Below are 25,991 nucleotides of genomic sequence, written 5' to 3' on the forward strand. Positions count from 1 at the left end.
GGAGATGCCGACGGCATGAACAGCCAGAGCCCCGCATCCGGTGCCGTGTCGACAGTGCCACCTGCGCAGGCCGGAGCCGGGTCGGGAGAGCCGGTCCGCGATCTCGACCGGGCTTGGCATGCCGTTCCGCTACAGGAGGCTCTGCAGGCGACAGGGTCCGGTCCGGACGGGCTCAGCGCCGCGGAGGCGGCGCGGCGCCTCGCGCGTTTCGGTCCCAACCGCCTGCCGCGGGGGCCGCGGCGAAGCGCCCTCAGGCGCTTTCTGCTGCAGTTCCACAGCCGGCTGATTTACGTCCTCGTCGGTTCCGCGACCCTTGCGGCGGCGATCGGCCATGTGACCGACGCCCTCGTCATCGCTTCCGTCGTTCTCGTCAACGCCGTCATCGGCTTTGTCCAGGAGGGGCGGGCCGAGGAGGCGCTCGAGGCCATACGGGCGATGATCGATCCGCAGGCATCGGTGATCCGCGACGGCCGGCGCCTCACGATCCCGGCCGATGAGGTCGTCCCAGGCGACATCGTGCTGCTCGAGGCGGGGGACCGGGTGCCTGCCGACCTGCGCCTCGTGAAGGCGCGCAGCCTGCGGGTGGATGAGGCTGTCCTGACGGGTGAATCGGTGCCTGTTGACAAGGCGCTGGAGCCGGTTGCCGTGGATGCCGCCCTCGGGGACCGTCTGTCCATGGCTTTCTCCGGCACCTTCGTCACGGCCGGCCAGGGTGCGGGCGTCGCCGTCGCGACCGGGGCGGCGACCGAGCTCGGCCGCATCAGCGCGATGATCGGCGCTGTCGAGCAGCTCACCACGCCGCTCCTGCGCCAGATCGACGACTTTGCCCGGCTCGTCACCACCGTGGTGCTCGGCATCGCGGCCGCCGTCTTCGCCTTTGCCGTGCTCGTCCGCTCCTATGCCCTCGACGAGGCGTTCATGGCGGTCGTCGGCATCGCTGTCGCTGCCATCCCGGAAGGGCTGCCGGCCATCATGACGATCACGCTTGCCGTCGGCGTGCAGCGCATGGCCCGGCGCAAGGCCATCGTCCGGCGGCTGCCGGCCGTGGAGACGCTGGGGTCGGTCTCCGTCATCTGCTCCGACAAGACGGGCACCCTGACCCGCAACGAGATGATGGTGAGCGCCGTCGTCACCGCCGATCGCACCCTCAGCGTCGACGGCACGGGCTACCGGCCTCAGGGCGAGTTCCGCACGGTGGACGGGCGGCAGCTCGATCCAGCCGCCGATCCCGTGCTGGAGGAGCTCTCCCTCGCGGGGCTGCTGTGCAACGACGCGCATCTGAGGCAAAGCGGCGAGGACTGGATCGTCGACGGCGACCCGATGGAGGGGGCGCTTGTGTCGCTGGCGATGAAGGCGGGGCACGACACGGCCGCGGCGCGCGCAGGCTTTCCGCGCCTCGACGAGGTGCCGTTCGATTCGCGCCACCGCTACATGGCGACGCTGCACGCCCGCAACGGGCACCGGCCGGTGGCCTATGTGAAGGGTGCGCCGGAGCGTATCGTTGCCATGGCGACGCGGGTCGCGACGCTGGACGGCGAACAGCCCATCGACGCTGCCGCCTGGCACGAGCGTATCGAGGCCCTTGCCGCCGACGGGCAGCGCGTCATCGCGCTGGCGCGCCGGACGATGGAGAGCGGCACCCGTGAGCTGAAAGCGGCCGATGTCGAGCACGACCTGACGCTGCTCGGCGTCGTGGGGCTCATTGATCCGCCGCGCCCGGAAGCGATCGCAGCCATTTCCGAATGCCGGGCGGCCGGCATCAAGGTGAAGATGATCACCGGCGACCATGTTGCCACCGCGCGGGCCATTGCGCGGCAGCTCGGGCTTGCGGAGGATCCGGTGGCGGTGACGGGCCATGATCTCGACGCCGCGGATGCGGAGGAATTCGCGCGGTATACGCGGGAGGCGACCGTCTTCGCCCGCACCAGCCCGGAGCACAAGCTGCGTCTCGTGGAGGCGCTGCAGCAGGACGGCTCCATCATCGCCATGACCGGTGACGGCGTGAACGATGCCCCGGCCCTCAAGCGGGCCGACGTCGGAGTGGCCATGGGCGGCAAGGGCACGGAGGCGGCGAAGGAGGCGAGCGAGATGGTGCTCGCCGACGACAACTTCGCCTCCATCGTCGCGGCCGTGCGCGAGGGGCGGACGGTCTACGACAACCTGACGAAATCGATCTCCTGGGCGCTGCCGACGAACGGCGGCGAGGCTCTGACCATCGTCGTGGCCATTCTCTTCGGCCTGTCCCTGCCCATCACGCCGGTCCAGATCCTGTGGATCAACATGGTCACGGCCATCGCGCTGGGGCTGACGATCGCCTTCGAGCCGACCGAGCCCGGCACCATGCGGCGGCCGGCCCGCCCTGCGAACCAGCCGCTGCTGTCCCGCCGTCTCCTGTGGCGCATCCTCTTCGTCTCGACGCTGATGGTATGCGGCACCTTCGGCATCTACGCCTGGGCGAGCGCGCGGGGCCTGCCCGTGGAGACCGCCCGCACCATGGCCGTCAATACGGTGGTGGTGATGGAGATCTTCTACCTGTTCAGCGTCCGTTATGTGCACGGCACGTCGCTGACCTTCCAGGGCGTGCTCGGCACACCGGCCGTGCTCCTGGGGCTGGTGGCGGTCGTGCTGGCGCAGTTCGCCTTCACCTACCTGCCGTTCATGCAGCGCATCTTCGGCAGCGGGCCGGTCGCGTTCGCTGACGGGCTGGTGATTGTCGGCGTCGGCGTGGTGCTCCTTCTCATCGTCGAGGTGGAGAAGCGCCTCGTCGTCCGCTGAGGGGCGGCGTGCCGCCCCTCAGGCCGCGGCCCCTGCCGCCGGGTGGGGCAGCACGAAGGGCCCGGCGGGCACGGCGCCAACCTTCAGCTGCACGTCGAAGACCTCACGCAACAAGGCGTCTGTCAGGACCACGCGCGGCGGCCCGTCGGCGACGATGGCGCCCCCTTTCATCGCCACCAGCCGGTCGCCGTAGGCGGCGGCGAGATTGAGGTCGTGCAGGATGGCGAAGACGGCGACACCCTCGCGGGCAAGGCGCCGGCCGTGCTCGAGCAGCCCGAGCTGGTGGCGCAGGTCGAGGCTCGAGACCGGCTCGTCGAGGAAGAGGGCGAGATGCTTCTCGCTCCGCCCGCCGGCCATGAGCTGGCCGAGCACGCGGGCAAACTGCACCCGCTGCTGCTCGCCGCCGGACAGGGTCTGGTAGTTGCGCGCGGCCAGATGGGCGACGTCAGCCGCCGCGAGCGCGCGGCGCATCATGTCCAGTCGTTCGGCGGCGCTGCCGGCCCCGTCGAGGCCGAGGCGCACCACCTCGGCGACCGTGAAGGGAAAGACGAGCTGCACGCTCTGGGGCAGCACGGCCCGCTTCATGGCGAGGCGCCAGGGCGGCATGGCGGAGACGGGCGTGTCGCCGTAGAGGACGGAGCCGCTCGCCGGGGCGATCTCGCCGGCGAGGATCTTGAGCAGCGTCGACTTGCCGGCGCCGTTCGGCCCGACGACGACGGTGAGCTCGCCGGCGGCGAGCGCGAGGTTCGTCGGCATCAGGATGGTGCGGCCCGCGGCGTGCAGGCTGATGCCGGTGGCGGTAACGACGGCTGTCATGACGCGAGGCTCCGGCGGCCCGCAAGCAGCAGCCAGAGGAAGAAGGGCGCGCCGATGGCCGCTGTGACGATGCCGATGGGCAACTCCGCCGGCTGGACGAGGGTGCGGGCCAGCATGTCGGAAAGGACGAGCAACATGCCGCCCAGGAGGGCGCTTGCGGGCAGCAGCACGCGATGGTCGGGGCCGACCGCGAGGCGGAGCAGGTGCGGCACGACGATGCCGACGAAGCCGATGATGCCCGAGACGGCAACCGAGGCGCCGACGGCCACGGCAACGAGGAAAATCGCGGTCCGCTTCAGCCGCTCGACGGCAATGCCCAGGTGAAAAGCCTCCGCCTCGCCGAGCGTGAGGGCGTTGAGCCCGCGGGCGAGGAACGGGACAGCGACCAGCACGGGCAAAATGGCTGGGGCGACCGTGGCCGTCTTCGCCCAGGTGGCGCCGCCGAGGCTGCCGAGGGACCAGAAGGTGAGGTCGCGCAACTGCCGGTCGTCGCTGATGAACGTGAGCACGCCCGTGATCGCGCCGGCAACGGCGCCGAGCGCGACGCCGGCAAGGAGCAGCGTGGCGACGGAGGTGCGGCCGGCGCGCGTCGAGATGCGGTAGAGTGTGAAGGTGGTGAGCAGTGCACCGCCGAAGGCCGCTGTCGGCAGGGTAACGAAGGGCAGGGGGCCCGTTCCCGCGGCGAGACGCTCTCCGAAAACGATCATGCCGGCGGCGAAGAGGGCCGCGCCGGAGGAAACGCCGGTGAGACCCGGATCTGCGAGGGGATTGCGGAACAGCCCCTGCATGAGCGCGCCCGAGACGGCGAGCGCCGCCCCGACGAGCAGCCCAAGCAGCGTGCGCGGCAGGCGGATACCGACGACGACGAGAGCATCGCGAGCCATCTCGTCCGGTACCTTCCCCGTAAGAACGGCATGCAGCACGTCGACGACGCGGGAGGGGGCGAGGGCGAGCGCGCCGGTGCCGATTGACAGGATCGAGACGATCACGACGCCCGCCGCGAGCAGCAGAAAGAGCACAAGCGCGCGCAGCCGGCGGCGGGCCAGCGCGGCGTCGATCGATTCGCCTGGCATATCCGTGGCCGTGGTCACTGTGCCTTCTCGCCCGTTGCCAGCGTGGGATAGAAGGCACGCATCAGCTCGGCGGCCGCCTGCGGCGCCCGCGGCCCGAAGCCGAGCATCAGCTGCCCGTCCAGGGTCACCAGGGCCCGATCGCGGGCGGCGGGAGTACCGGCGAAGGCGGGGGCCGCGAAGACCTCCTCGGCGTGGCCGGCGGCATGGCCGCCGTTGGACATCATGACGATGACGTCCGGCGCCGCGGCGATGATGGCCTCGTCCGTCATCGGCTTGAAGCCCTCGATGACGGTGGCGGCGTTCTCCGCGCCGGCAAGGCGCAGGATGGCGTCGGCGGAGGTGCCGCGGCCGCCGACGAGGGGGCGCCCGTTCTGCATGGCAAGGACGAAGAGCGCCTTCACCGGCTTGTCGATGCGCTCCCGCGCCGCGGCGAGATCGGCAAAGCCGCGGCGCACCTCGGCGGCGAGCGCCTCGGCCTTCGCCTCGGTTCCGGTCAGCCTGCCGATGGTCTCGATCTTGTGGATGACCCCTTCGGCCGACGGCTCGTCCGGCAGCTGCGTGAACGGCACGCCTGTCTCCTCGATGAGCCGGACGGCATCGGGCGGGCCGGCTGTGCTGATCGCGATGACCTGCGTCGGGTTGAGCGCAATGATGCCCTCGGCCGAAAGTGAGCGCACGTAGCCGACGTTCGGCTTCTCCTTCAGCGCGCGCTCGGGGAAGGTGCTGGTCGTGTCTACGGCGGCGACCCGCGCCTCAAGGCCGAGCGCATAGAGGATCTCCGTGACGGCACCGCCGAGGGCGACGATGCGGTTGCCGCCCGGCGGATCGCCCGCCTGAGCGAGCGCCGCCGGCCCGGGGGCGAGGAGGAAGGCGATGGCGATGAGCCGGGCGAGGGTGCGCCGCGACAGGGAGCGGTTCGGTCTGCCGGTCATGGCGTCACTTCGTCAAAATGAGCTTGTCGTTGGCCGTGATGCGCAGGTGGTAGCGCTCGCCGTTGTGCAGCAGCACCACCTCGCGCCCGCCCCCGAAGAGCGAGCGCACGTCGATCACGGGCGGTTCCGGGGCCTTGGGCGGCGCCGGGTGTGGCGCGGAAGGCGGGGTTGGCGTAGGCATGGCAGGTCGCTTTCTTTTAACTGTTCAAGAGTCTCTTTTGAATGATTCTGATCTTGGAAGTAGTTTTGAATTGTAAAAAACTATTGTTGGTTTGCTTCGATTGACGTGCATACACAACACGTATAGGAAGCGCAAACTCCTCCTTGCGGGGAGCCGCACAACGCCAGCCAGCCGGGGGCGCGAGCCCGTAGCCAGCCAGCCGAACCTCATCATTCGGACATTGGGGGCTTCGTTCTCATGCGCGTCTTCGCTCGCGCGGCGCTCTGCGCCACTGTTTCTCTCATGGCTCTGTCCGCCGCCCTGGCCCAGGACGGTGCCAATCAGCCGGCTGCCTGGCAGGCCTCGATCCCGGGCGGGGACATTACCCTCGACGAGATCACGGTCACGGCCACGAAGACCGAGGAAAAGGCCATCGATGCGCTCGCCGGCGTGAGCACGGTGAGCGAGCAGGACATCCAGCGTCTTCAGCCGTCGCGCATCTCGGATGTTTTCCTCGGCATGCCCGGCGTGACGACACAGACGACCGTGCAGGACCCTGGCCAGGCCATCAACATCCGCGGGATGCAGGATTACGGGCGCGTCGCCGTCCTCATCGACGGCGCCCGGCAGAACTACGGCAGGGAGGGGCACGGCGCCAACGGCACGTTCTATCTCGATCCGGAGCTCGTCGGTGGCATCGACGTCACGCGCGGCCCCGTCTCCACGATCTACGGCTCGGGCGCCATCGGCGGCGTTGCGTCCTTCCGCACGCGGTCCATCGACGACGTGCTGGCCGAGGACGAGCAGATCGGCGCTGTCCAGCATCTCGGCGCCGGCACCAATGGCGCCAACTTCGTGAACAGCACGATGGTCGGTGCGCGCCTCGGCACGGCGGCGGACATCTTCGGCCAGTTCGTCTGGCGCAACGAGACACCCTACAGGGACGGCGCCGGCAACACGATCGTGGACACCGGCTCGAAGCTTTCGGCCGGCAACGTCAAGTTCAACCTGCGTCCGGTCGACGGCCACACCATCTCGGCCACGGCGCTGTTCCAGGAATACCGCTTCACGAACAACGCCAACGGCACCGATGGCGCCCGGTTCGGCCACGAGGTGCAGACCGGCAACTACACGCTGGGCTATCGCTTCCAGCGTCCGGACGTGCCGTGGCTCGACCTGTCGATCAAGGGCTACTACGTGACGACGACGGATGACCAGCGCCTCATCAATCCGTCTTCACCTTACGTCGCGTCGGGAGCCCGTGCCGGCGATGCGCGGCGCTTCGACGTCGAAACAACCGGTGTCGATATCCACAACACGTCCCGCTTCAGCACGGGGAGCGTCGATCATGCCGTGACCGTCGGCTTCGACGCTCTGCGCGACCATGTGACCGTGCAGGACCAGGCGGGCGGCTTCGGCTCGGCCCTGACGCCGTCCGGCAACCGCCGCCTGACGGGCGCGTTCATCCAGGACGAGCTGCGCTATGGCGACTGGCTGCGCGTGATCGGCGCCCTGCGCTACGACTCCTACAAGCTGGACGGCGGCGGCTACAATTCCGACGGCAGCCGCCTGTCGCCGAAGATCACGATCGGCATTTCGCCGATCCAGGGCATCGAGCTTTACGGCACCTATGCCGAGGGCTACCGCGCGCCGACCATCACGGAGACCCTTGTCAACGGCGTCCATCCCTTCCCGGCCTTCAACATCCTGCCGAACCCGGCCCTGAAGCCGGAAGTGGCGCGCAACTGGGAAGCCGGGGTCAACGTGAAGTATGACGGCATCTTCACCGAGAACGACAAGTTCCGCGCCAAGGCCAACGTGTTCCTGAACAACGTCAGCGACTATATCGATAGCGTTGACGTTGGCACGCCCCACCTCACGCCGATCGTTCCTGGCATGCCGGCCTTCGTGTGCCAGTTCGTGCCGGCGATGTGCATCTCGCTGTACGACCAGCAGTACCAGAACATCGCCAAGGCCCGCCTGACGGGTGTCGAGGTGGAGGCCGCCTATGACTGGGGTGGCGGCTTCATCTCCGTGGCGGGCACGCACATCAACGGCAAGAACAAGCAGACGAACGGCCCGCTCAACAGTGTCATGCCGGACCAGGTGAGTACGACGCTCGGTCTGCGCTTCCTCGACGACAAGCTGACGATTGGCACGCGCCTGACCTTCGTCGACGATTCGAAGAAGAACGTGACCAACCCGACGAAGGGCTACGGGCTCGTCGACCTGTTCGCCTCCTATCAGTACAGCGACCGTATCCGCGGCGACATCATCATCAAGAACGTATTCGATCGCCAGTACACCCAGTACCTCAACTCTGATGCGAGCCCCGGTCTGACGGCGAAGTTCGGTCTGACCGTCAAGTTCGCGGCGAAGTGACGGGCCCGCGCCGGGGAAAGCCGATGCCGAAGGTGCCGACGGACATTGCGATGCCGGCCCTGCCCAGTCGCGGCCTTCCGTGCCCGGACACCTGTCGCGCACGGAGCGGACTTGCGCCCGCCAGCCGCCACCGAAAGGCCCGTGGCCCGCGGAGCCGCGCCGCCGCGGACCTGCCGCAGCACGGGAAAGAGGTTGTTGCCGGCCGCGAATTGCGCGAATTCGTCGAGCCCTGCGAGGATGCGGGCCTCGCAGGGCACGGCGCGCCCCGGGCGCCGCAGGGCGCCTGCCCAGGTCCATCGAAGGAGAAGAGACCATGTTCATCGCCATGAACCGCTTCAAGGTTCATCCCGATTCCTGCGCCGACTTCGAGCGGGTTTGGCTCGATCGCGAAGTCTATCTGCACCAGGTGCCGGGCTTCGTCGAATTCCACCTGCTGCGCGGCCCCCGGTATGACGACCATGTGCTCTACTCCTCGCACACGATCTGGGCCACGAAGGCGGATTTCGAGAACTGGACGAAGTCCGAGGCGTTCCGCAATGCGCACAAGGATGCGGGCCGGAACAAGGTGCTCTACATCGGCGGACCGCAGTTCGAGGGCTTCGAGGTCATCCAGACCATCACCAAGGACGGCGAGCGGGTGAACGCCGCCGCCTGACGTGGGAGGCCTTCCCGGGGAACGGAAAGCGCGCGCCTCACCGGCGCGCCCTTTGTCGTTTGCGCAACGAGGCTGCGTCCCAAGAAAGCTTCAGGCTCATGGCGCGCGGCAACGAGGCCTTCGCGCCGTGGTGCCCCACCAGCCTCGTGGGTGCCAGGCCTCGACGGCGCAGAGCCGCATTTCGCTTCCCGTCAAGGGATGATAGATACGCTTGCGGATTAGGCCGGCCGAGGTGGGGGCCTTCGGGCCGGCCGGGGCGGGCGGCTTCATCAGTGCGAAAGGCGCGGCGGTGCTGGACCTTGTGACGGGCTTCGTCGTGTTCTCGGCTGTCGTCGCGACGGTCGGCGGGGTGCTGTTCCATGTCTGGCTGCGCAACCGCCACCATCATGGCAGCCTCTTCTGGGCAGCCGCCTTCACGGTGCTGGCGACAGGCGGCCTCCTGATCGGCGCGCGAGGGCAGATCGCCGACGTTTTTTCCATCCATCTCGGCAATGCGCTGATGCTGGCCGGCCTTGTGCTGCTGCTCTGCGGCATCGCCCGTGTCAACGACGAGCCGCTGCGCCCGGCCTTCCTCCTGCCGCTCGCCATCTGGCTGGCCGGGATGCCGGCGCCGCAATTCGCGGACAGCGTCAGTTTCCGCATGGCGCTCTACCACACGGCAGCGCTCTCCGCCTATACGCTGATCGCCACAAGCCTGTGGCGGCACCGGCACCGGTCGCCGGCGCAGCGGGTGCTGTTCTGTCTCAGCGCGGCCAGCGTCGCTGTGAGTGCCGTCTTCATCGTCTCCGTCGTGGTGTGGCCGCCGGACGACTTCCTGACCTATCCACTCGGCCCGTATGTCCTTGTCGCCGGGACCGTGGCCCTCATGGGGACGGTGGTGGCGGGTGCGCGACTCATCAGCGAGGATGCCGATGTCTCACTGGTGCTCCTCGCGGAGACGGACGACCTCACCGGCGTTCTCAACCGTCGGGGCCTCGCCCGCCGCTTCGCCGCGCAGCAGGGGCAGAGGGCAGGGGGCGCGCTCGCCGGCGTCCTGATGTTCGACCTCGACCATTTCAAGAGCATCAACGACATCCACGGCCATGCTGTGGGCGACGCGGCGCTCGTCCATTTCGCCGCGGTGGCGCGGGCGCATCTCAGGGACGAGGACATCTTCGGCCGTCTCGGCGGCGAGGAGTTCTGTGCCATCCTGGCGGTCTCGTCGGTCAACGAGGCCTTCGCTGTGGCGGAACGAATCCGCTCGGCGCTCAATGCGGCGCCGTTCGTCACCGCAACTTGCCAGATCGCCCCCACCGTCAGCACCGGCGTCTATGTCGCACCCCGCGATACGGTGACGCTGGAGGCCCTCCTGACGGCCGCAGACGCGGCGTTGTATCGCGCAAAATCGCGCGGCCGGGACTGTATCGTCGCCGATGCAGCCTGCCAGGCCGAGGATTTATGTATGGCGATCGGCTGACGAGCGGCGCAAAGGCCGCGCATATCCGTGCCATCTGACCGCCGGCGTGTCTGGGAAAAGCGTACTTCCCAGCGGACGCGCGACTGTAATGGGCGAGATATTCTTGTCATGTTCGGGTAATTATTTGAATACGGAATGTGAATATATCTTGTGCACTTTGCGGTTCACGCCGGCATTCAGCCTTTTCGCCAATTTATAACAATTACAAATTGCGCACGACTTGTTGCAAGCGCCGGGATGAGGCCATAAGAGGCGCCATCCGCCGATGGCGACGGACATGCATTGGCGCGGTAACCGCACGAGAAAATGACCACTCCCGGTCTCAGAAGACATACTGGCGCGGCCTGCGTCCTGATCGTTCTTGCAGCGGCATGGTGGCTGGCCTCCGCCAGCGGGCTGGTCTCGCCCTTCCTCTTGCCGCTGCCCCAGACGGTGCTGGCGACGGGCTGGGAGCTTCTTGCCGACGGCACGCTCGGCATGCATGTGGCGGTCAGCGTCGGGCGCATTCTCGCCGGCTACAGCCTTGCCGTGGCGCTGGCGCTGCCGCTCGCCTTCCTCTTTGGCATCTCGCCGGCGGTGCGGCAGGCGTTCGAGCCGGTGCTGGAGTTCCTGCGCCAAGTGCCGCCGCTCGCCATGATGCCTCTGCTCATCCTCTGGCTTGGCATCGGCGAGGCGCAGAAGGTGGGTATCATTGTCCTTGCCTGCTTCTTCCCCATCTTTCTCGGCGCGCTCGGCGGCATCGCGCAGTGCGATCCCAAGCTCGTCGAGGTCGGCCGCGTCTGTGGCCTGCGCCAGTGGGACATCCTGCGGCGCATCGTGCTGCCGGCGGCGCTGCCATCGATCGTCATCGGGTTGCGCATCGCGCTGGGGCAGGGCTGGCGGGCGCTCGTCGGCGCCGAGCTCGTCGCCTCCGCCGCCGGGCTCGGCTACATGATCGTCGATGCCGAGCAGCTGGCGCGCACCGACATCGTCATCGTCGGCATCTTTGTCATCGGCACGCTCGGCCTACTCGCCGATTTCGGCGTGCGCCGGCTGATCGCGCGCACCGCACCCTGGCTGCGCCAGCGCACCGAGCTGACCCATGCTTGAGCTGCGCGGCCTCGGCAAGCGTTACACGGTGCACGACCGGGAGGTCGTGGCGCTGGCGGATGTCGACCTCGTTCTGAAGCCGGGCAGCTTCACGGTGGTCGTAGGCCGCTCGGGCTGCGGCAAGTCGACCCTGCTGCGCCTGCTCGCCGGCCTCACCCTGCCGACGACCGGTGCCATCCACCACAACGGAGGGAGGCCGAAGGTCGGCTGTGTCTTCCAGGAGCCGCGACTGATGCCTTGGCTGACCGTGGCGGGCAATGTCGGCTTCGGCCTCGTGGGCAAGGTCACGAAGGCGGAGATCGAGGCGCGTGTCGAGGCGGCGCTTGCCCTCGTCGGTCTCTCCGATTTCCGGAACGCCTACCCCGACCAGCTCTCGGGCGGCATGGCGAGCCGGGTCGGGCTCGCGCGCGCGCTCGTGCTGGAGCCCGAGCTCCTGCTGCTCGACGAGCCCTTTGCCGCGCTCGATGCCTTCACGCGGCGCGGCCTGCAGGGCGAATTGACCGACATCTGGCTGGCACGCAGGCCGACCGTCGTCTTCGTCACGCACGATGTGGAGGAGGCGGTGCTGCTCGCCGACGAGGTTCTGCACATGGACGGCGGCCGCATCATCGGGCGCCGGGAGGTGCCGCTGCCGCGCCCGCGCGATGCGACAGACCGGGAATTTGTCGCCCTGCGCCGCGCCATCCTCGACGACCTTTCGGGCCGTGCGGGCAGCAGCCCGCCGCCCGCGTAGGACCCTTCCGCACACAACCCCGTGCAACAGGAGATGAACCCGTGATCGTCACGACCCGTCGCACCATCATGACCGCCGCCCTGGCGCTCGCCGCGGCCCTGCCGCTCGCCGGCGCGGCCACGGCGGCCGAGAAGCCGAAGACGGTGCGCATCACCTATGTGTCCTCGCCCTTCAACGTGCCGTCCATCGTCATGCGCGCCAAGGGCTATCTCGACGAGGCCTTCGCGCCCTTCGGCATCAAGGTGGAGTCGCCGGAGATCACCTCGGGGGCCCAGCAGGTGCAGGCGATCGCGGCCGGCGAGGTCGATATCGCCAGCGTCCTCGGCGGCTCATCGGCCATCCTCGGCAAGGCGAACGGGGCTGATGTGAAGGTCATCGCCGCCTACAGCCGCAATCCGGAGGCCTATGCCATCCTCGCCGCCAAGGGCGGGCCGACCTCCGTTGCCGAGCTCAAGGACAAGACGGTCGCCGGGCCGAAGGGCACTGTGCTCAACCAGCTCCTTGCCGCGGCGCTCGCCGCCAACGGCATGACGCTCAACGACGTCAACTACATCAACATGGATCTCGGAGCGGCCCGCGCCGCGCTGCTCGCGGGCAAGGTCGATGCCGCGACGCTCGCCGGCAACAACGCCCTCGCAGTGGAGCAGGCCGGTGGCCATGTCATCGTCAACGGCAAGGGCCTGTTCAACCCGACCACGGTCATCGGCGTGCGCGGCGCCTTCCTCGAGGAGCATCCGGACCTCGTCGAGGCCTATCTTGCCGCCCACCGCAAGGCGCTCGAGTTCATGGCGAAGGAGCCGGAAGAGGCGCTGAAGCTCGCCGCGGAGGAGCAGAAGATCTCGCTCGAGGACGCCCGTCGCATGAACGCCTGGTACGACTTCACGCTGAAGATGACCGATGAGGATGTCGCCAACCTCGCCGCCGACCAGGACTTCATGGTCGAGGCCGGCATGCTGAAGAAGAAGATCGACATCAAGGCCGATCTCATCGCACCCATCGCCTTCCAGCAGTGAGGTTGCCGTGATCGACGCTCTGCTGCTGGACTGCGAACAGACCGAGAGCGGCATCAACGCCCTGATGAAGAGCGTTGATCTCGGCTCTCGCTTCGACGTCGTGCCGCTCTACGAGCTGGGCAACGTCGATCTTGCCGGTTATCGCGGCCTGCTGATCGGCCTCCATGCCGATCAGCGCTTCCTCCTGTCGCGCAAGGCGCAGCTCGAGGCCTTCCTCAAGGGTGGGGGCACCATCGTGTTCTGCGGGCACGTGGCCTATCGCTTCCTCGATGAGCTGTCGCCATACCAGCCCATCCCGAACTACAAGGTCACGGACCTTGAGGTGATCCGCGTCGCCGACCACCCGGTGTGGGAGGGCGTCGATACGGCGGACCTGACCTTCCGTCGCGGCGTCGCCGGCTTCTACGGGCGCGGGGCCAATCCGCCGCCGCCCGGGGCGCGCATCATCCACGTGCTCGGTCCGGGCCGCCACCCGGTTGACTACGAGGTACGGCCCGCGGTCGGCGGCCGCCTGCTCGTGCACGCCGGTGCCGACCTCTGGAACTACGCGGACTCGGGCAACACCGCGGCGCGCATGATGCCGCAGCTGCTCGACTGGATCGCCAAGCCGGAGGACGCCTGATGAGCTTCGCTGTTGTCGAAGGTGGTTGCTACTACCACCATGAGACGATCAACGCGCCGCGGTTCCGTGGCCGGTTCGACCGCTCGTTCTATGCGCCGGAACTCGCCGAAGGTGACCTCGACGGCTTTTCAGCCGTTATGGTGGCGGACCGCATCAGCCCCACGGTCCTGCGGGCCAAGCGGCGCCTCTTCCTGCGCTACCTGAAGCAGGGTGGAACGCTGATCGTGCTCGGCGAGAACCAGGCGCACACCTGGGCGCCGGGCGTGGAGTGGACGTTCAAGCCTACCAACTTCTGGTGGTGGCTTGACAAGGACACCGATCCCGGACACCGGATCGTCAATCCCGACCACGAGATCTTCCGCTATGTGCCGCAGCGCGCGGTGGTGTGGCATTTCCACGGCCTGCTGCATCCGCCGCCGGGCGCAATCCCGCTTGTCACCATCGCGCCGGAGATGGGCGGCGGGCCGGACGGCACCCTGCTCTACGACCATCCCGGTGTCGCGGATGGCAAGGGCCGGCTCGTGGTGGCGACGCTCGATCCCTTCTACCATAACGGCAGCCACTTCATGCCGATGGCGACGGCCTTCCTCTCCGGCCTGCTCGACTGGACGGACGCCACCTTCAGGCGCTGACGCGGGCCTGTCCGGCCGGCGCGATGCCGTCGCGCTCCCGATCGCCGCAAGCCTGCGCTTGCGGCGATCTACTTTCCGGGGCCCTGGCCTTGGCCGTGGGCCGGGGCGATCCTCCGGTGCGGTGCCAGCCCCTCTGCGGCATGCAAATGGTACAGGGCACCTTCGCGCCGGCCGAGGGAAGAAGCTCTGGCCCGATGCCCTGCCGGAGGCTACAGCGTCCGTCGCGAGCCGGAGTATCCGCGAGGGAAGATATCCGCGAGGGAAGAGAGGTGCAGGGCATCCATTCGGCATTCATCAGCTGGCTGCGCACCTTCGCGCCCCGATCGTTCCCCTACCTGCGCTTTCTCGCGGCACTGACGGTCGGCACACTGGGGGGATGGGCCTTCGCGCGGGCAAACCTGCCGCTGCCGTGGATGCTGGGGTCGATGACCGCCTGCACGCTCGCTTCCCTCGTGCGGGCGCCGATCGCCGCGCCCGGAACGGTGCGGCCGCCCATGACCATCATCATCGGCGTGATGCTGGGGGCCGGCTTTACCCCGCAGATTATCGAGAGCGTGGAGAAATGGGCGCCGACGGTGCTGGGCCTCGCCGCCTTCATCGTCGTCAGCGGCGCGGCCTGCGTCACCTACTTTCGCCGGGTCGCCGGGTTCGATCACACCACAGCCTACTTCGCGGGTATGCCCGGCGGCCTGGTGGAGATGGTCATCGCCGGCGAGGAGAGGGGCGGCGACGCCCGCACGATCGCCCTCATCCATTCGGCCCGTGTGCTCCTGATCGTGCTAACGCTGCCCTTTCTGGTCCGGCTGATCAGCGGCGTGCCGCTGGGGGCGCGGCCGCAGTTCGGCGTGTCGGTGCTCGAGACACCCCTGGCCGACGAGCTCTGGCTGCTCGGCACGGCGCTGGCGGGCGTATTGCTCGGCCATGTTCTGCGCCTGCCGGCCCGGCTGCTGCTTGGCCCCATGCTGGTGAGCGCGGCGGTCCATGCCCTGGGGTGGACGCGCTCTGCACCCGCCGTCGAGATCGTCACCGTGGCGCAGCTCGTGCTGGGCACGAGCATCGGGTGCCGCTTCGTGGGCACCGCGCCGCACGAGGTCGTGCGTATTCTTCTGCTGTCGTTCGGCTCTACCGCCATCCTGCTCGCCGTCACGGCAACCTTCGCGACCGGCGTGAGCCGCGTCTCGTCCTATGGCGAGGTTCCCCTGCTGCTTGCCTATTCGCCGGGCGGCCTTGCGGAGATGAGCCTCGTCGCGCTTTCCCTCGGTATCGAGGTGGCCTTCGTGGCTGCCCATCACATCATCCGCGTGTTCATTGTGATGCTGGGCGCCCCGGTCGGTTTTGCCCTCCAGTCCCGCCTCCGGCGGCGCGGCGGACGCTAGGGGCCGGCCAGAGGCGGTCGAGGTGCGCCTTCTCCGCCGCCGTCAGGGGCCGCACGGCCCCCTTCGGCAGATCTCCGAGCAACAGGCCGCCGATGGCGACGCGCACGAGGCGCAGGACCTCGATGCCGAGCGCGCCGAGCATCCGGCGGATCTGGCGGTTGCGGCCCTCGTCGAGCACGATTGCGAGCCAGGCGTTGCGCCGGCCGGCCCTGAGCACGGTCGCCGACCGCGCGCTCAGGCGCTCGCCGTCGACCACGAGGCCCGCCGTGAGGCGCGTGAGCACGGCCTCGTCGGGCACGCTGTCGATCTGCACGTGATAGGTCTTCTCGACGCCGGAGGCCGGATCGAGAAGACGCTGCGCCCAGCGCGTGTCGTTGGTGAGGAGGAGCAGCCCCTCGCTCGCCTTGTCGAGGCGGCCGACCGGGGCGACGAAAGGCAGGTCGAGGCCCTGGAGGCAGTCATAGACCGTCGCGCGTTCCTGCGGGTCGTCTCGCGTGGTGACGAGGCCCCGTGGCTTGTTGAGCATCAGATAGACCTTGCGCGCGGCGACGACGCGCTTGCCATCGACGGTGATGCGCGCCCGGCAGGGGTCGACCCGGACCGTTGCGTCGCGGACCGTGCGGCCGTCGAGCGCGACGCGGCCTTCGGCGATGAGCGCCTCTGCCTGGGTGCGCGAGCAGAACCCGAGCTTGGACAGGGCGCGCGGCAGGCTGACGACGGCGCCTGCGGCACGGCGGGGTCTGACAGGCCCCCGCGGCCGCGGAGGCTTCACGGCCGGGCACCCGGACGACGACAGGCGCGGGAATGGTGCAGGCAGGAGAGGGGGCCGTGGTGCAATTAATCCTCGTCCTGCCGTTGTTTCGCCGGCCGGCGGCTTAGGCCTTTTGAGGCCGTGAGGCAATATCGCCCGTGCAGGGCAGCACTGCCGTGCACGCCGGCATGGGCGTCACACTGCAAAGGCTGCGCGGGCGAGGGGCGCCGGGTCCGGTCAGCCCTCGAGGGCCGCGTCGAGCGTGATCTCGGTGTTGAACAGCTTGGAGACCGGGCAGTTGGCCTTCGCCTTGTCGGCGAGCTCCCGGAACTGCGCCTCGTCGGCACCGGGAATGCGGGCCCTCAGCGTCAGCTGCACGGACGTGATGGCGAAGCCGCCGTCCACCTGTTCCAGCGCCACTCTCGCCGTCGTCTCCATGCGCTCGGCGGCAAGCCCTGCCTCGCCCAGGATGAGCGACAGGGCCATGGTGAAGCAGCCGGCATGGGCGGCGCCGAGCAGCTCCTCCGGGTTGGAACCGGGCACGCCCTCGAAGCGGCTCGCAAAGCCGTAGGGGTAGTCCTTCAGGGCGCCGCTCTGCGTAGAAAGGGCGCCGCGACCATCCTTGAGGCCACCCGACCAGACAGCCGATCCCGTGCGAATGATCTTCATGCCTCACTCCCTCCGCTGAATCCGAGCCGAATGGCCCGGAAGCATTTAGGCGCGCATTTCCGACAATTGTCGGGCGGCGGAGGGGCGGGGCGATCGAGGTCTGGGCCGGCGACCTGCCCGCCGCGTGCCGGGTTTGAATTTGACAGCCAGCAGAAAGGTTGATATCAACCTTTTCATCAAGAGCGCCGTGCGCGGGCAGGGACGAACTGTCCGCCGCCCGAAGCGCCTCGCGGCAAGACCCGCACTCCCGTCCCTTCCGGAGGACAGCCATGAGTGGAATGTGTCCCGTCATCCATTTCGAGATGCCCTACGACGACCGTGATCGGATGGCGGCGTTCTATCGCTCGGTCTTCAACTGGCGGACGGAGATGCTGGGCTCCGATATGGGCCATTACGTGCTCGCCTCGACGACGGAAAGCGATGCCGAAGGGTGCATGCCGCGCGAGCCGGGCAGGATCAACGGTGGCTTCTACGGGCGCAACCCCCAATGGCCGGCGCAGCATCCGTCCGTCGTGATCGGTGTCGAGGACATCCGCGCCGCCATGCGACGGGTGGCGGCGGCGGGCGGCGAGGTGCTCGGCGAGCCGATGCCGATCCCCGGCGTGGGGCAGTACGTGTCCTTCCTCGACACGGAAGGCAACCGCGTCAGCATGCTCCAGCCTGTGCCCCGGCCCGGCCAGCCGGCGTAAACGGCGCGAACCCCTCATCGACCACCCACCACTGGAGCCACGCATGGCCAGGGCAATCTTCGTCAACATGGCCGTCGCCGACCTGAAGCGCTCGATGCGCTTCTTCGAGGCGATCGGCTACTCCTTCGACAAGCGCTTCACCAACGACGAGGCGGCGGCGCTCGTTATCTCCGACACCATCTTCGCCATGCTGCACACGCCGGACAGCCTGCGCCGCTTCACCAAGAAGGACATCGCCGACGCCCGGCGCACGACAGAGGTGCTGCTGGCGCTGCAGCTCGACAGTCGTGAGGCGGTCAACGCCATGATGGACAAGGTGCTCGCGGCTGGTGGCAGGGAGGCGCGCGAGCCGTCCGACCACGGCTTCATGTTCGAGTGCAGCTTTGAGGATCCGGATGGCCACATCTGGGAGGTATTCTGGATGGACCCGTCGGCGGTGCCTGCCTGAGGAGGAAGCGATGACCCATCATCCGCCGATCGTTCCTTGCCTGTGGTTCGACAACGAGGGCGAGGAGGCCGTGGCACTCTACACCTCCCTCTTCCCGGATTCCGCGAAGGGCGGTGTCCTGCGCTTCGGCAAGGCCGGCCAGGAGGTGCACGGCAGCTCCGAGGGCTCGGTGATGTCGGTCGAGTTCCGCCTCGCTGGGCGCAGTTTCACGGCGCTCAACGGCGGTCCGCTCTTCAAGTTCACGCCGGCTGCATCGCTCTTCGTCCACTGCGGCTCCGAGGCCGATGTCGACAGGCTCTGGAACCGGCTCGTCGCGGACGGCGATGTGCTGATGCCGCTCGACCGCTACGAGTGGAGCGACCGCTACGGCTGGCTCAGTGACCGTTACGGCCTGTCCTGGCAGATCATGCTCGACCGCGAGCCGCGCGAGGGCATTGAAATCGCGCCGTCGCTGCTGTTCACCGGGGACGTGGCCGGAAAGGCCGAGGCGGCCATGCATACCTACATGGACATCTTTCCTGCCTCGGCGATCGTGGACATGCACCGCTACGGTCCCGGCGAGCAAGACCACAAGGGCTATGTCAAATACGCGCGCTTCACACTGGCCGGCCGCAGCTTCAGCATCATGGACAGTAGCGTGGCGCACGGCTTCGGCTTCACGGAGGCCTTCTCCTTCCAGGTACTGTGCGACAGCCAGAGCGAGATCGACCGGTACTGGGAGGCGCTCCGGGCGGGCGGCGACCCTGCGGCCCAGCAATGCGGCTGGCTGAAGGACCGCTTCGGCGTGAGCTGGCAGATCGTGCCGTCCGTGCTGTCGAGGCTGCTCGCCGGACCCGATCGCGCGGCCGCCGACAGGGTGATGAACGCCCTCCTTGAGATGGGAAAGCTCGACATCGCGGCCCTCGAAACCGCCCATGCCGGTCGGCCTGCGGCCTGACCGGGCAGATCCCTAGGCCAGCGAGGAAAGGAGCGTCACATGACGGCGGCGACGGCGACTGCACGGCCTCCGGGCTGGTACTGGTGGGTATCGGGTCTCGCGTTTCTGTGGATGGCCGTCGGCATTGCGACCTGGACGCTCGATCTGATGACCGACGAGACGACGGCGGCCGGGCTGAGCGAGGCCCAGCGCCAGCTCTATGCGGTGCGGCCTGATTGGGTGTTCGCCGCCTATGGCGTTGCCGTCGCCAGCGGCCTCGCCGGGGCGCTCGGGCTCCTACTGCGCAGGGGCTGGGCCGTGGCGGCCATGGTCCTGTCCCTCGCCGCCGCCGTCCTGCATTTCGGCTACATCTTCCTTGTTCTCGATGCGATAGGGCTTCTCGGCCTCGGGGCGGTGCCGTTTCCCCTCTTCATCCTGACGGCGGGCGTCTTCCTCGTCTGGTTCTCGGCCGGGGCGCGGCGGCGCGGCTGGATCGGCTGATCCCCACACAGGCGCCGGCGAGACGCACGGCTGTCCCTCAGGCCCTTCCATCGTGCATAGTGTCGGCGATTCCCGGCGGCTGGCTGTGCCGCCGGCCTGCACGACGGGAGGAGAGGGGATGATCGAGACACGCGCCGCAGTGGCCTGGGAGGCCGGCAAGCCGCTCACCATCGAGACGATCAAGATCGAGGGGCCGAAGGCGGGCGAGGTGCTGGTCGAGGTGATGGCGACCGGCGTCTGCCACACCGATGCCTACACGCTGTCGGGGCTTGACCCCGAGGGCAAGTTCCCCGCCATCCTCGGCCACGAGGGGGCCGGCATCGTGCGCGAGGTGGGCGCCGGCGTCACGACGCTCAAGCCGGGCGATCATGTCATCCCGCTCTACACGCCGGAGTGCCGCAACTGCAAATCTTGCCTCTCGCGGCGCACGAACCTGTGTACGGCGATCCGTGCCACCCAGGGCCAGGGCCTGATGCCGGACGGGACGAGCCGCTTTCGCTGCGACGACACGACCATCTTCCACTACATGGGCTGCTCGACCTTCTCCAACTTCACCGTGCTGCCCGAAATCGCGCTCGCCAAGGTCCGCGAGGACGCGCCCTTCGACAAGATCTGCTACATCGGCTGCGGCGTGACCACGGGCATCGGTGCCGTCATCTACACGGCCAAAGTGTGGCCCGGCGCCAATGTCGCCGTCTTCGGCCTCGGCGGCATCGGCCTCAACGTCATTCAGGGCGCGCGCATGGTCGGCGCCGACAGGATCATCGGCATCGATATCAACCCGGCCAAGGAGGCCATGGCGCGCAAGTTCGGCATGACCGACTTCATCAACCCGAAGGAGATCGGCGCAGACAAGGTGGTGCAGGCGATCATCGACCTCACCGGCGGCGGCGCGGACTTCTCCTTCGACGCCACCGGCAATGTCGATGTGATGCGCCAGGCGCTCGAGTGCTGCCACCGTGGCTGGGGCGAGTCGATCATCATCGGCGTCGCCGAGGCGGGCAAGGAAATCTCGACGCGCCCCTTCCAGCTCGTCACCGGCCGTGTGTGGCGGGGCACGGCCTTCGGCGGTGCCCGCGGGCGCACGGACGTGCCGAAGATCGTCGACTGGTACATGGAGGGGAAGATCAACATCGACGATCTCATTACCCACACCATGCCGCTGGAGGAGATCAACACCGCCTTCGACCTGATGCACGAGGGCAAGTCGATCCGTTCCGTCGTCATCTACTGACGAGGCTGCCATGACCTTCGAGATCGTCAGCCGCTCGCGCGCCTTCGGTGGTTCGCAGCTCGTCTGCCGCCATGACTCGCGCGAGACGGGCACCCCGATGCGCTTTGCCGCCTTCGTGCCGCCGCAGGCCGAGGGCGGGGTGAAGGTGCCCGTCGTGTGGTTCCTCTCGGGCCTCACCTGCACGGAGGAGAACTTCACGGTAAAGGCCGGCGCACAGCGCGTCGCCGCCGAGCTCGGCCTCATGCTCGTCGCGCCGGACACGAGCCCGCGCGGCGAGGGCGTGCCCGACGATCCCGAAGGCGTCTACGACTTCGGTCTTGGCGCCGGCTTCTATGTCGATGCCACCGAAGAGCCGTGGGCGAAGAACTACCGCATGCGCAGCTACGTCGAGACGGAGCTGCCCGCGCTCGTTGCCCGGGAGCTGCCGGCGGACATGGACCGGCAGGGCATCACCGGCCATTCCATGGGCGGGCACGGGGCGCTCACCATCGCCCTGCGCGCTCCCGGACGGTTCAGGGCCGTGTCCGCCTTCGCGCCCATCGTCTCGCCCATGAACTGCCCGTGGGGCGAGAAGGCGCTCTCAGGCTATCTTGGCCCGGACCGCTCGGCCTGGCGCCGCTACGATGCCTGCGCGCTCATCGAGGACGGGGCGCGACTACCGGAGATCCTCGTGGACCAGGGCACGGCGGACACCTTCCTTGAGAGGGAGCTGAAGCCACACCTGCTCGAGGAAGCCTGCCGAAGGGCCGGCATTGCGCTCACCCTGCGGCGGCAGGAGGGTTACGACCACTCCTACTTCTTCATCGCCACCTTCATCGAGGATCACCTGCGCTGGCACGCCGAGCGGCTCGGCTGAACCGCCGGTCCGCGTGGGGCGGCCTCCGGGCAGGGCAGGGGGGCGGAGAGCGCAGGCTTCCCGCCTTTGACTCTGGCTGTAAACGTTGATATCAACATAATGAGGCAGCGGGGCCGCGCCCGGGACCGCCTGGCCCGGACAATCACCACAATCCGGAGGAGACGATGGACAAGGCAGAACCGACGCAGGAACACCGTTGGCTCGAGCAGCTCGTCGGCGAGTGGGTGGTGCAGAACGAGACGCCGGCGCCCGGCCAGGAGGGGGCGGGGGCCTGGACCGAGACCGTGCGCTCGCTCGACGGTATCTGGTTCATCAGCGAAGGCAGCGGGGACATGCCCGGTTGCGGCCCTGTCAGGACCATGCTCACGCTCGGCTATGATCCGCACAAGAAGCGCTACGTCGGCACCTGGGTCGGCTCGATGATGACCTATCTGTGGGTCTACGAGGGCACGCTCGACGAATCCGGCAAGGTGCTGACCCTCGACTGCACCGGTCCCGACTTCGAGCGGCCCGGCGAGACCGCGCACTATCAGGACATCGTCACCATCATCGACAGGGACAACCGCAAGTTCACAGGCCGGGTGCAGAAGCCCGACGGCTCGTGGAGCGAGATGATGACCGCCCACTACCGTCGCAAGTCCTGAACGCCGCAGCATCGTTCCGCAGGTATCCCTGGAGGGCGCCCCGCATGGCGGGGCGCCCTTCGTCATTGGAAAGAAGTCTGCGTCGCCCACCGTATTCCATTGATTTCAAGAACATGGTTCAGTAGATATGGCGCGGGGTAGCCGAAAGCCATCTCCCACAACAGTTTAAAGGCATTCTAAACTGACGAGGGCAAGTTATTCGCCCCGTCATGACCGGAGATGTTGTCTCATCGGCAAGTATAATCCAGCCATATTCCGCTCGGCGACGATGGCATGACGGGCCGGAACTGGACAGCAACGGGGATCTGCACGTGAACATGATGGAACGGCTGGCCGTGGAGGCCGTGGCGACGACAGGACGGGCCAAGCGCCTCAAGGCCCACACGCACGAGGTCCACGAGGCGCTGGACAGGCGCATCATGGCGGGAGATCCCTTTGCCGACCGGGCGCGGTATTGCCGCTTCCTCGCCGTGCAGCACGCTTTCCACCGTGACATCGACGCGCTCTATTCCAACCCGGCGCTCGATGCTCTCCTGCCCGATCTCGCCGGCCGGCGGCGCCTGCCCCAGATCGAGCAGGACATCATCGACCTCGGCGGCACCGTGCCCGAGCTCGGGACGGCGCCGCTTTTCGGGCGCGAGGCGGACGTGCCGACGGCGCTCGGCTGGCTCTATGTCGCAGAAGGGTCCAACCTTGGCGCGGCCTTCCTCCTCAAGGCGGCGGCCGCGCTTGGCCTTTCGGAGGCGTTCGGCGCGCGCCATCTCGCCGGCCATCCCGAAGGGCGCGGCCTCCACTGGCGCACGTTTACCGCTGCGCTCGACGTTGTCACGCTGACCGATGCTGAGGAGGAGCGCGTGATTGCGGGCGCCGAGGCGGCCTTCCGGCGCGTGCATGACCTTGTCGAGGTGCATTTCGCCTGAATGCATCCCGTTGCGCAGGCCACCCGGCACCGGTTCCGTCCCGGTGCCGGCAGGGCCCTGCGGGCGCCAGCGAGGGCAGGGATCTACGCCACCGCCTCGGCGTTCTCCGCCGCCCGCTGCGCCGCTACCTGCTCGATGCTCTGCCGGATGCCGGGGTGCCTCTCAAGGAAGCCCTGGAAGGCGCGCACGTCGAGGCGCAGCAGGAAGCAGTAGCTGATGGCATGCACGTCCGACTGGCGCGGCAGGCCGTGGAGCAGAGCCATCTCGCCCACCACGTCGCCGCGCCCGAGGCGCACCTTCCGTCCGTCCGGCAGGCTCACCTCGAGCGCGCCGGAGGCGATGAAATAGACGGCATCGCCCGGTGCGCCGCGGCGGATGATCTGTTCGCCGGGGATGACGAACAGCGGCTGTAGCAGCTTCGTCACTTCCGTCAGCTGCTCGCCCGTGAGGTCGGCAAAGAGCGGCAGCTCGCTGACCAGTTCGCGCGCCGTGACGGCGAGGTCGAGGCGGCGCTGGCGGTCCGCCTCCTTGCGGTCGGCATCGACCGAGCGGCGCAGGTTGTCGTAGAGTTCCGGCCCGATGAGGCCGTCCTCGAAGAGGATGGTGTATTCCAGCTCCTCCTGCCGCAGCGCGATCTTGCGCAGCAGCCGGCGCTCCAGCGATTCCGCATAGAGCGGATATTGCAGCCGCAGCGCGTCGAGGCCGGTATCGACCGCCTCCTGCCGCCGGTGGACGATCTCGTGCAGCACCTCGCCGACGCGCATCCCGAGGATGGGCACGATCTTGCTGTCGATGAACGGATCAAGCTCCTCGAGGATGGTGCGTACGACGAAGAGCAGCTCGAAGCGCCGCGCCAGCAGCCGCTCCAGCGGACCACTGGCGTGCAGACGGCGGTGGAGGAACTGCGCGAGGCCGAATTTCCAGCCGAAGGCGAGCGTCTGCTTCGCGGCGCGCTGGTATTCCTGCCAGCCGCCCGTGCGGGCACGGTCGAGCAGCGTCTCCGCATGGGCGAGCAGCGTGGGCAGCAGCGCGGTCGACACCGTGCGGGCGCGCATGCGCTCGATGATGAGCTCGCGCTCGCGCCCGGCGAGCGTCAGCAGCCCCAGTGACAGGCGCTCCTTGTCCGTCAGTTCTCGGCCCTGCCCGGCACTCGCGGCCTCGTCGATTCGCTCGGCATAGCGCCGGGCCTCGGCAAGGGCGGTGGCGGAGGAGACCTTGTAGAGCTCGGCGGCGTTGGCCACGGCCTCGCGCACGTTCTCCAGCGCGACGGCGAGCACCTGCCCGCGCATCGCCGCGTCGCGCGGGGACAGCAGGTTGAGGCCGAGGGAGGAGATCACCCAACGCATCGTCGTGCCCTGGATGAGCAGGGTGAAGAGGACGAAGCCGGTGGCGAGGATGGCGACGAAGCGTTGGATGTCGTCGGGAATGGTGTCGTGCTCCGTCACCGACAGTGCGAGCGCCAGCGTCACGGCGCCGCGCAGGCCGCCCCACAGGATGACGACGCGGTAGGGGATACTGATCTGCGGCGAGAGCCTGAGCAGGCTCAGCAACGGCAGCAGCAGGAAGAGGATAAGCCCCCGCGCAAGGAGAGCGGCCACCGCGACCACGAGGATCAGGAAGAAATCGAACATCGACAGGCTGGCCAGCAGTCTCGGCACCAGGATGGCGGCGAGCACGAAGACGAGCGAACTCGCCCAGAAGGCGACCTGGTCCCAGAAGCCGGTCAGATAGCTCCATCCGTCGGGCGAGGCGCGCGAGGGGCCGAGCAGGCTCATCGTCATGCCCGCGACAACGACAGCGATCACGCCCGAGACGCCGAGCAGCTGCTCGCAGGCGATGAAGACGAGATAGGCGAGGGCAAAGCTGATTGACACGGCGGCCGAGCGCGCATCCGGCAGCCGGCCGATGAGCCATGCCGCCGCGCGCGCGGCCAGATACCCGACGAGCGCGCCCCCGCACAGCGTCCAGAGGAAGGAGAGGGCCGTATCGCCGAAACCCGGTGTCTCGCCCGCCACGAAGATGGCGAGGAACATCGAGAACAGCGTGATGGCCGCCGCGTCGTTGAGCAGGCTCTCGCCCTCGACGAGGCGTCCGAGGCGCGCTGGCGCGCCGATGTCGCGGAAGATGCCGACGACCGCGACCGGATCTGTCGTGGCGACGATGGCGCCGACAAGCAGGCACAGCAGCAGCGGCTGGCCGGCGAAGGGCAGCAGCGCAAAGCCGATGACGACGGTCGCCACGATGACCGCCACGACGGCGAGCACGAAGATCGGCACCCAGTCGGGGATCATCTGCCTGACGTCGAGCGTCAACGCCGTCTGGAAGACGAGGGTCGGCAGGAAGACGTAGAGGAAGACCGTCGAGCCGATGGGAAAGTCCAGGATAGCCCGGGCCACATCGTCGAAGGCGTCCGTCAGGTCCGTATGCAGCAGGAAGGAGGCCCCGGCCGCGATGAGCATGCCGATGGCGGCGAGCAGGACGCTGAACGGCAGCCTGAGCAGCCCCGCCAGCGGCTGGGCTAGGCTGATGACGAGGAGCAGGACACCAATGACCGCCAGAATGACCGATAACGCCAAGCTGTTCAGCTCCCTGCTGCCTGTCGTGTGGCCTTTCTAAAGCAGAGGCGACGGCGCGGTCGAGAGCACAGCT

The 25,991-nt window shown here is 68.2% G+C and carries 25 protein-coding genes; 18 read left to right on the forward strand and 7 right to left on the reverse strand.

Annotation, left to right across the window (positions count from 1 at the left end):
- Nucleotides 1-15: 15 nt before the first annotated feature.
- On the forward strand, nt 16-2,775 hold the full coding sequence (locus HNQ73_RS13040) for an HAD-IC family P-type ATPase (RefSeq protein ID WP_183335295.1): 2,760 nt from the start codon (nt 16-18) through the stop codon (nt 2,773-2,775).
- 18 nt (nt 2,776-2,793) lie between these two features.
- Here HNQ73_RS13040 and HNQ73_RS13045 read toward each other — a convergent pair whose 3' ends face one another.
- The 4 genes from HNQ73_RS13045 to hemP are packed head-to-tail and all read right to left on the reverse strand — an operon-like array spanning nt 2,794 to nt 5,714.
- Nucleotides 2,794-3,591: a heme ABC transporter ATP-binding protein gene (locus HNQ73_RS13045; RefSeq protein WP_183335296.1), complete on the reverse strand. Its 798-nt coding sequence runs from the start codon at nt 3,589-3,591 to the stop codon at nt 2,794-2,796.
- Nucleotides 3,588-4,664: a FecCD family ABC transporter permease gene (locus HNQ73_RS13050; protein ID WP_183335362.1), complete on the reverse strand. Its 1,077-nt coding sequence runs from the start codon at nt 4,662-4,664 to the stop codon at nt 3,588-3,590. Before HNQ73_RS13050 ends, HNQ73_RS13045 begins: the two co-directional genes overlap by 4 nt.
- A 14-nt stretch (nt 4,665-4,678) precedes the next feature.
- On the reverse strand, nt 4,679-5,596 hold the full coding sequence (locus HNQ73_RS13055) for a heme/hemin ABC transporter substrate-binding protein (protein WP_183335297.1): 918 nt from the start codon (nt 5,594-5,596) through the stop codon (nt 4,679-4,681).
- 4 nt (nt 5,597-5,600) lie between these two features.
- Nucleotides 5,601-5,714 (reverse strand): hemin uptake protein HemP, encoded by a 114-nt coding sequence (gene hemP, locus HNQ73_RS18240; protein ID WP_244650183.1) that lies wholly within the window; start codon nt 5,712-5,714, stop codon nt 5,601-5,603.
- 300 nt (nt 5,715-6,014) lie between these two features.
- Here hemP and HNQ73_RS13065 point away from each other — a divergent pair, with 300 nt between their 5' ends.
- The 9 genes from HNQ73_RS13065 (at nt 6,015) to HNQ73_RS13105 (ending at nt 15,714) form a co-directional block, all read left to right on the forward strand.
- Nucleotides 6,015-8,138, forward strand: coding sequence for a TonB-dependent hemoglobin/transferrin/lactoferrin family receptor (locus tag HNQ73_RS13065; RefSeq protein WP_183335299.1), 2,124 nt, complete (start codon nt 6,015-6,017; stop codon nt 8,136-8,138).
- Between the two features lie 313 nt (nt 8,139-8,451).
- The gene (gene hmuQ / locus HNQ73_RS13070) at nt 8,452-8,793 is read left to right on the forward strand and encodes a heme-degrading protein HmuQ (protein WP_183335300.1); all 342 of its coding nucleotides are present in this window, start codon (nt 8,452-8,454) and stop codon (nt 8,791-8,793) included.
- Between the two features lie 211 nt (nt 8,794-9,004).
- The gene (locus HNQ73_RS13075; protein ID WP_183335301.1) at nt 9,005-10,249 is read left to right on the forward strand and encodes a GGDEF domain-containing protein; all 1,245 of its coding nucleotides are present in this window, start codon (nt 9,005-9,007) and stop codon (nt 10,247-10,249) included.
- A 306-nt stretch (nt 10,250-10,555) separates the two neighbouring features.
- The gene (locus HNQ73_RS13080) at nt 10,556-11,338 is read left to right on the forward strand and encodes an ABC transporter permease (RefSeq protein WP_183335302.1); all 783 of its coding nucleotides are present in this window, start codon (nt 10,556-10,558) and stop codon (nt 11,336-11,338) included.
- Complete coding sequence (locus tag HNQ73_RS13085; protein ID WP_183335303.1) at nt 11,331-12,071, forward strand: ABC transporter ATP-binding protein; 741 nt, start codon at nt 11,331-11,333, stop codon at nt 12,069-12,071. The genes HNQ73_RS13080 and HNQ73_RS13085 overlap by 8 nt, the downstream gene beginning before the upstream one ends.
- 41 nt (nt 12,072-12,112) lie before the next feature.
- Entirely contained in the window at nt 12,113-13,084 is a 972-nt protein-coding gene (locus HNQ73_RS13090; RefSeq protein ID WP_183335304.1) for an ABC transporter substrate-binding protein, read from the forward strand.
- Nucleotides 13,085-13,091: 7 nt separating this feature from the next.
- A complete protein-coding gene (locus tag HNQ73_RS13095) occupies nt 13,092-13,706 on the forward strand; it encodes a hypothetical protein (protein WP_183335305.1) in 615 nt (204 codons plus the stop codon).
- The gene (locus tag HNQ73_RS13100) at nt 13,706-14,338 is read left to right on the forward strand and encodes a hypothetical protein (RefSeq protein ID WP_183335306.1); all 633 of its coding nucleotides are present in this window, start codon (nt 13,706-13,708) and stop codon (nt 14,336-14,338) included. The genes HNQ73_RS13095 and HNQ73_RS13100 overlap by 1 nt, the downstream gene beginning before the upstream one ends.
- 269 nt (nt 14,339-14,607) lie before the next feature.
- Nucleotides 14,608-15,714, forward strand: a complete 1,107-nt coding sequence (locus HNQ73_RS13105; protein ID WP_244650185.1) for an AbrB family transcriptional regulator — start codon at nt 14,608-14,610, stop codon at nt 15,712-15,714.
- Here the strand turns inward: HNQ73_RS13105 and HNQ73_RS13110 are convergent.
- Nucleotides 15,644-16,486 carry a pseudouridine synthase gene (locus HNQ73_RS13110; RefSeq protein ID WP_183335308.1) on the reverse strand — a complete coding sequence of 281 codons (843 nt, stop codon included), beginning with the start codon at nt 16,484-16,486 and terminating at the stop codon, nt 15,644-15,646. The genes HNQ73_RS13105 and HNQ73_RS13110 overlap by 71 nt on opposite strands.
- Nucleotides 16,487-16,702: 216 nt before the next feature.
- Nucleotides 16,703-17,134, reverse strand: coding sequence for an OsmC family protein (locus HNQ73_RS13115; RefSeq protein WP_183335309.1), 432 nt, complete (start codon nt 17,132-17,134; stop codon nt 16,703-16,705).
- Nucleotides 17,135-17,403: 269 nt separating this feature from the next.
- Between HNQ73_RS13115 and HNQ73_RS13120 the strand changes: the two genes are divergently transcribed.
- From HNQ73_RS13120 to HNQ73_RS13155, 8 genes are all read left to right on the forward strand, one after another.
- Nucleotides 17,404-17,823 (forward strand): VOC family protein, encoded by a 420-nt coding sequence (locus HNQ73_RS13120; protein ID WP_244650187.1) that lies wholly within the window; start codon nt 17,404-17,406, stop codon nt 17,821-17,823.
- A 43-nt stretch (nt 17,824-17,866) separates the two neighbouring features.
- Complete coding sequence (locus tag HNQ73_RS13125) at nt 17,867-18,271, forward strand: VOC family protein (RefSeq protein WP_183335310.1); 405 nt, start codon at nt 17,867-17,869, stop codon at nt 18,269-18,271.
- Between the two features lie 10 nt (nt 18,272-18,281).
- On the forward strand, nt 18,282-19,208 hold the full coding sequence (locus tag HNQ73_RS13130; RefSeq protein WP_183335311.1) for a VOC family protein: 927 nt from the start codon (nt 18,282-18,284) through the stop codon (nt 19,206-19,208).
- Between the two features lie 39 nt (nt 19,209-19,247).
- Nucleotides 19,248-19,688, forward strand: a complete 441-nt coding sequence (locus HNQ73_RS13135) for a hypothetical protein (protein WP_183335312.1) — start codon at nt 19,248-19,250, stop codon at nt 19,686-19,688.
- A 121-nt stretch (nt 19,689-19,809) separates the two neighbouring features.
- Nucleotides 19,810-20,922 carry an S-(hydroxymethyl)glutathione dehydrogenase/class III alcohol dehydrogenase gene (locus HNQ73_RS13140; protein WP_183335364.1) on the forward strand — a complete coding sequence of 371 codons (1,113 nt, stop codon included), beginning with the start codon at nt 19,810-19,812 and terminating at the stop codon, nt 20,920-20,922.
- 10 nt (nt 20,923-20,932) lie between these two features.
- Complete coding sequence (fghA, locus tag HNQ73_RS13145; RefSeq protein ID WP_183335313.1) at nt 20,933-21,778, forward strand: S-formylglutathione hydrolase; 846 nt, start codon at nt 20,933-20,935, stop codon at nt 21,776-21,778.
- A 164-nt stretch (nt 21,779-21,942) separates the two neighbouring features.
- Entirely contained in the window at nt 21,943-22,422 is a 480-nt protein-coding gene (locus tag HNQ73_RS13150) for a DUF1579 domain-containing protein (RefSeq protein ID WP_183335314.1), read from the forward strand.
- A gap of 317 nt (nt 22,423-22,739) precedes the next feature.
- On the forward strand, nt 22,740-23,342 hold the full coding sequence (locus HNQ73_RS13155; protein ID WP_183335365.1) for a biliverdin-producing heme oxygenase: 603 nt from the start codon (nt 22,740-22,742) through the stop codon (nt 23,340-23,342).
- Nucleotides 23,343-23,425: 83 nt separating this feature from the next.
- Here HNQ73_RS13155 and HNQ73_RS18095 read toward each other — a convergent pair whose 3' ends face one another.
- On the reverse strand, nt 23,426-25,918 hold the full coding sequence (locus HNQ73_RS18095) for a cation:proton antiporter (protein WP_183335315.1): 2,493 nt from the start codon (nt 25,916-25,918) through the stop codon (nt 23,426-23,428).
- Between the last annotated feature and the right edge of the window lie 73 nt (nt 25,919-25,991).

Origin of the sequence: Chelatococcus composti, from assembly GCF_014201415.1 — a bacterium.
In the GTDB taxonomy this organism is placed as follows: Bacteria; Pseudomonadota; Alphaproteobacteria; order Rhizobiales; family Beijerinckiaceae; genus Chelatococcus_A; species Chelatococcus_A composti.

What these genes read in the sequence shown, in the direction of transcription:
- HNQ73_RS13120 (WP_244650187.1), top strand. Translation starts at nt 17,404, where the DNA reads ATGAGTGGAATGTGTCCCGTCATCCATTTCGAGATGCCCTACGACGAC.
- HNQ73_RS13150 (WP_183335314.1), top strand. Translation starts at nt 21,943, where the DNA reads ATGGACAAGGCAGAACCGACGCAGGAACACCGTTGGCTCGAGCAGCTC.
- HNQ73_RS13125 (WP_183335310.1), top strand. Translation starts at nt 17,867, where the DNA reads ATGGCCAGGGCAATCTTCGTCAACATGGCCGTCGCCGACCTGAAGCGC.
- HNQ73_RS13045 (WP_183335296.1), bottom strand. Translation starts at nt 3,591, where the DNA reads ATGACAGCCGTCGTTACCGCCACCGGCATCAGCCTGCACGCCGCGGGC.
- hmuQ (WP_183335300.1), top strand. Translation starts at nt 8,452, where the DNA reads ATGTTCATCGCCATGAACCGCTTCAAGGTTCATCCCGATTCCTGCGCC.
- fghA (WP_183335313.1), top strand. Translation starts at nt 20,933, where the DNA reads ATGACCTTCGAGATCGTCAGCCGCTCGCGCGCCTTCGGTGGTTCGCAG.
- HNQ73_RS13100 (WP_183335306.1), top strand. Translation starts at nt 13,706, where the DNA reads ATGAGCTTCGCTGTTGTCGAAGGTGGTTGCTACTACCACCATGAGACG.
- HNQ73_RS13135 (WP_183335312.1), top strand. Translation starts at nt 19,248, where the DNA reads ATGACGGCGGCGACGGCGACTGCACGGCCTCCGGGCTGGTACTGGTGG.
- HNQ73_RS13050 (WP_183335362.1), bottom strand. Translation starts at nt 4,664, where the DNA reads ATGCCAGGCGAATCGATCGACGCCGCGCTGGCCCGCCGCCGGCTGCGC.
- HNQ73_RS13115 (WP_183335309.1), bottom strand. Translation starts at nt 17,134, where the DNA reads ATGAAGATCATTCGCACGGGATCGGCTGTCTGGTCGGGTGGCCTCAAG.
- HNQ73_RS13130 (WP_183335311.1), top strand. Translation starts at nt 18,282, where the DNA reads ATGACCCATCATCCGCCGATCGTTCCTTGCCTGTGGTTCGACAACGAG.
- HNQ73_RS13055 (WP_183335297.1), bottom strand. Translation starts at nt 5,596, where the DNA reads ATGACCGGCAGACCGAACCGCTCCCTGTCGCGGCGCACCCTCGCCCGG.
- HNQ73_RS13040 (WP_183335295.1), top strand. Translation starts at nt 16, where the DNA reads ATGAACAGCCAGAGCCCCGCATCCGGTGCCGTGTCGACAGTGCCACCT.
- HNQ73_RS13065 (WP_183335299.1), top strand. Translation starts at nt 6,015, where the DNA reads ATGCGCGTCTTCGCTCGCGCGGCGCTCTGCGCCACTGTTTCTCTCATG.
- HNQ73_RS13080 (WP_183335302.1), top strand. Translation starts at nt 10,556, where the DNA reads ATGACCACTCCCGGTCTCAGAAGACATACTGGCGCGGCCTGCGTCCTG.
- HNQ73_RS13085 (WP_183335303.1), top strand. Translation starts at nt 11,331, where the DNA reads ATGCTTGAGCTGCGCGGCCTCGGCAAGCGTTACACGGTGCACGACCGG.
- HNQ73_RS13155 (WP_183335365.1), top strand. Translation starts at nt 22,740, where the DNA reads ATGATGGAACGGCTGGCCGTGGAGGCCGTGGCGACGACAGGACGGGCC.